At 45.6% G+C, this 2,932-nt stretch carries 4 protein-coding genes and 1 pseudogene; all 5 read left to right on the top strand.

Annotation, left to right across the window (positions count from 1 at the left end; translation table 11 throughout):
- Positions 1 to 192 (top strand): integrase core domain-containing protein (locus tag FTU91_RS16025; protein ID WP_257221773.1); only part of this gene is annotated, 192 nt, incomplete at its 5' end.
- Between the two features lie 21 nt (positions 193 to 213).
- Positions 214 to 597 (top strand): transposase, encoded by a 384-nt coding sequence (locus FTU91_RS16020; RefSeq protein ID WP_019837821.1) that lies wholly within the window; start codon positions 214 to 216, stop codon positions 595 to 597.
- A complete protein-coding gene (tnpB, locus tag FTU91_RS16015) occupies positions 594 to 929 on the top strand; it encodes an IS66 family insertion sequence element accessory protein TnpB (RefSeq protein WP_004780063.1) in 336 nt (111 codons plus the stop codon). The genes FTU91_RS16020 and tnpB overlap by 4 nt, the downstream gene beginning before the upstream one ends.
- Positions 930 to 1,003: 74 nt before the next feature.
- Entirely contained in the window at positions 1,004 to 2,650 is a 1,647-nt protein-coding gene (locus FTU91_RS16010; RefSeq protein WP_180082830.1) for an IS66 family transposase, read from the top strand.
- A gap of 156 nt (positions 2,651 to 2,806) precedes the next feature.
- A pseudogene (locus tag FTU91_RS16005) lies at positions 2,807 to 2,932 on the top strand (IS701 family transposase); the annotation flags it as partial.

Raw genomic sequence — 2,932 nt, 5'->3', positions numbered from 1 at the left:
TGGCGGAGCGTTAAATATGAAGAGGTGTATCTCAAAGCCTACAGCAATGTTTTGGATGCGAAGAAGCAATTAAACGCATATTTTGAATTTTATAATTTGAAACGACCTCATTCGAGTCTGGACAAAAGTAAGCATCCGGCTAACACAGCCTTACCAAGCGATCCTATAAGCCTTAATTTAGTCCCCACCTAAAAACAAGTGGGGACTTAATCCATGAACATGGATATATATTCAGCAACACCTCCTGTTGCTAAAAAACGCAGAACATACAGCAAAGAATTCAAACTCAGTATTGTCAATGCCTGCAAAAATCCTAATACCTCGATCGCTTCGGTCGCACTGCAACATAGTATTAATGCCAACCTTGTCAGTCGTTGGATCAGGATCTTCAGCCATCATGAGGGTGCCGTGCAGGATCCTACTCATGTGAATCCAGCATTTATTGCTTTGCCTTACACTGCTGCAATCAGCCAACCTATTGATGAGAGGATCACGTTGTGTATCACCGTGCCTCATACGAATAATGATATTCAGCTAAAATGGCAGACATCAGAAATACCTGTCTTGGCAGAATTACTCAAGGCACTTGCAACATGATCCGCATTGATGAAATCTGGTTGTCTACTCAGCCCATGGACATGCGTGCAGGTATGGATACGACCATGGCTCAGGTGGTGAGAGCCTTTGGCTACATCAAACCGCATTGCGCCTACCTGTTCTGTAATAAACGTGGTCATCGTATGAAAGTACTGGTACATGATGGACTGGGCATCTGGCTGTGTGCCCGGCGGCTGGAACAGGGAAAATTTCACTGGGCTCAAGTTCACCAAGGTGAAACCGTGGCCCTCAGCCCGGAACAGTTACAGGCATTAATCCAAGGTTTGCCCTGGCAGAGAATTGGATTGCAGCAAGTGGTGAATATGCTCTAAACCAAGCTCGACCATTCTGCCATCCTCCAAACGTTCTATTTCATTCTTCTCATGACCTCAGGCATACTGCGGTCATGAATACGCTGCCTGACTTAAGCCAACTGACCCATGAACAACTGCTGGAATTCACCAGGCAGTTGGCGATGCAGCATCAGTCTCTAGCACAATCTAAACAACAACTGGAAAAATCAAACCAGCAATTAGATGCCAGAGTTCAACATCTTGAAGTCACCAATCAGCAATTAGATTCTAAAGTTCAACATCTTTCTATTCTCAATCAAAAATACGAGCATGAACTCGTACTATTTAAACAGCACAAATTCGGCAGTAAAAACGAACATCTCACTGCAAAACAAATCCACCTGTGGGATGAAGCGGTTGAAGAAGATATTGCCGCGGTTGATCTAGAACTGGAACGGCTAAATGCAGATAAAACCGATGCAGTGACACACAAAGCCAAAACCAATAAACCTAAACGTCGACCACTGCCCGATCATCTACACACCATCCGTATTGAGCATGAACCTGCATCAACCCAATGCAGTTGTGGCTGCCAGTTACGTCGTATCGGCGAAGATATCAGTGAAAAACTGCATTTCAGACCGGCACAGTTCTACAAGGAACAGCATGTCCGTGGCAAATGGGTCTGTGATCAGTGTGACACCCTGACTCAGCAAGCGATGCCTGCCTATGTGATTGATAAAGGCATTGCTTCACCTGAACTGCTCAGCCATGTGCTGGTATCGAAATATGCCGATCATTTGCCGCTGTACCGTCAACGTCTGATCTATCAGCGGGCGGGAATCGAACTTTCTAGATCAACTTTATCTGACTGGATAGGTCGCTGCGGTGTAGAACTGGAACCTCTGGCCAATGCCTTAAAAGAGGTGGTGCTGCAACAGCAGGTGCTGCATGCAGATGAAACACCGGTCACCATCATGCGGATGGGTGAGAATGATAAAAAACCGAAGAAAGATTATGTCTGGGCCTATGCCACTACACAGTACAATCCAGTTCAGGCGGTGATCTATGACTTTCAGGATAGTCGTTCAGGCCAGCATGCTGCAGAGTTCTTGAAAGGCTGGCAGGGTTATCTAGTCTGTGATGATTACAGTGGTTATAAAGCACGCTTTAAATCAGGCCAGGTCATTGAGGTGGGCTGCATGGCCCATGCACGTCGTAAATTCCATGAACTGCATGTGACCGGGAAAAGTCAGGTCGCTGAACAGGCATTAGTGCTGATTCAGAAACTGTATGCGATAGAAGCAGAGCTCAGGAAAAAGACCGATGGTACAGCGGAAGACCGCCGCGAATACCGACAACAGCATAGTCAACCAGTGATGCAACAACTATATGAATGGCTCAACCAACATCATCTGACGGTGCCATCGAGTTCTCCCACCGCCAAGGCCATCAATTACACTCTGAAGCGTTGGCCAGCTTTAAGCCGCTATTTGGATGATGGTAATCTACCGATTTGCAATAATTGGGTAGAGAATCAAATGCGACCTTGGGCCTTAGGGCGCAAGAACTGGCTGTTTGCTGGATCGCTGCGCAGCGGCCAGCGAGCGGCGAATATCATGACTTTAATCCAGTCAGCAAAGCTGAATGGCTTGGATCCGTATGCCTATTTAAGTGATATGCTGAAAAGGCTGCCGACACATAAAGTGACCCAGATTGAAGAGTTACTGCCACACTGCTGGAAACCTAAATCGAATTAAAAATTGGTATGGGATTCAGCGGACGCTTACGGACAAAATGACTCCAGATGAGTTTTACTATGACCAGCTACCACAACAAAATAAGGTAGCTTAACTAGAGCAGAGTATCACTTATAAATAAGCTTTTAGTTGTTCAAACATGTGGGACCACCTCTTTCATCGACTGGAAATCTAAAAACCATAAGAAAATATGGTATTCGATTTATGTTTGGTATCGACTGTAACCGTAAGGTTTCCCCAGAAAAAGGACAATGGTTTCAACTGCGCTTATTGCCAGATTTC

The sequence above is a fragment of the Acinetobacter sp. YH12201 genome (genome assembly GCF_013418145.1).
In the GTDB taxonomy this organism is placed as follows: domain Bacteria; phylum Pseudomonadota; class Gammaproteobacteria; order Pseudomonadales; family Moraxellaceae; genus Acinetobacter.
This window is presented reverse-complemented; position numbering and strand designations above follow the sequence as displayed.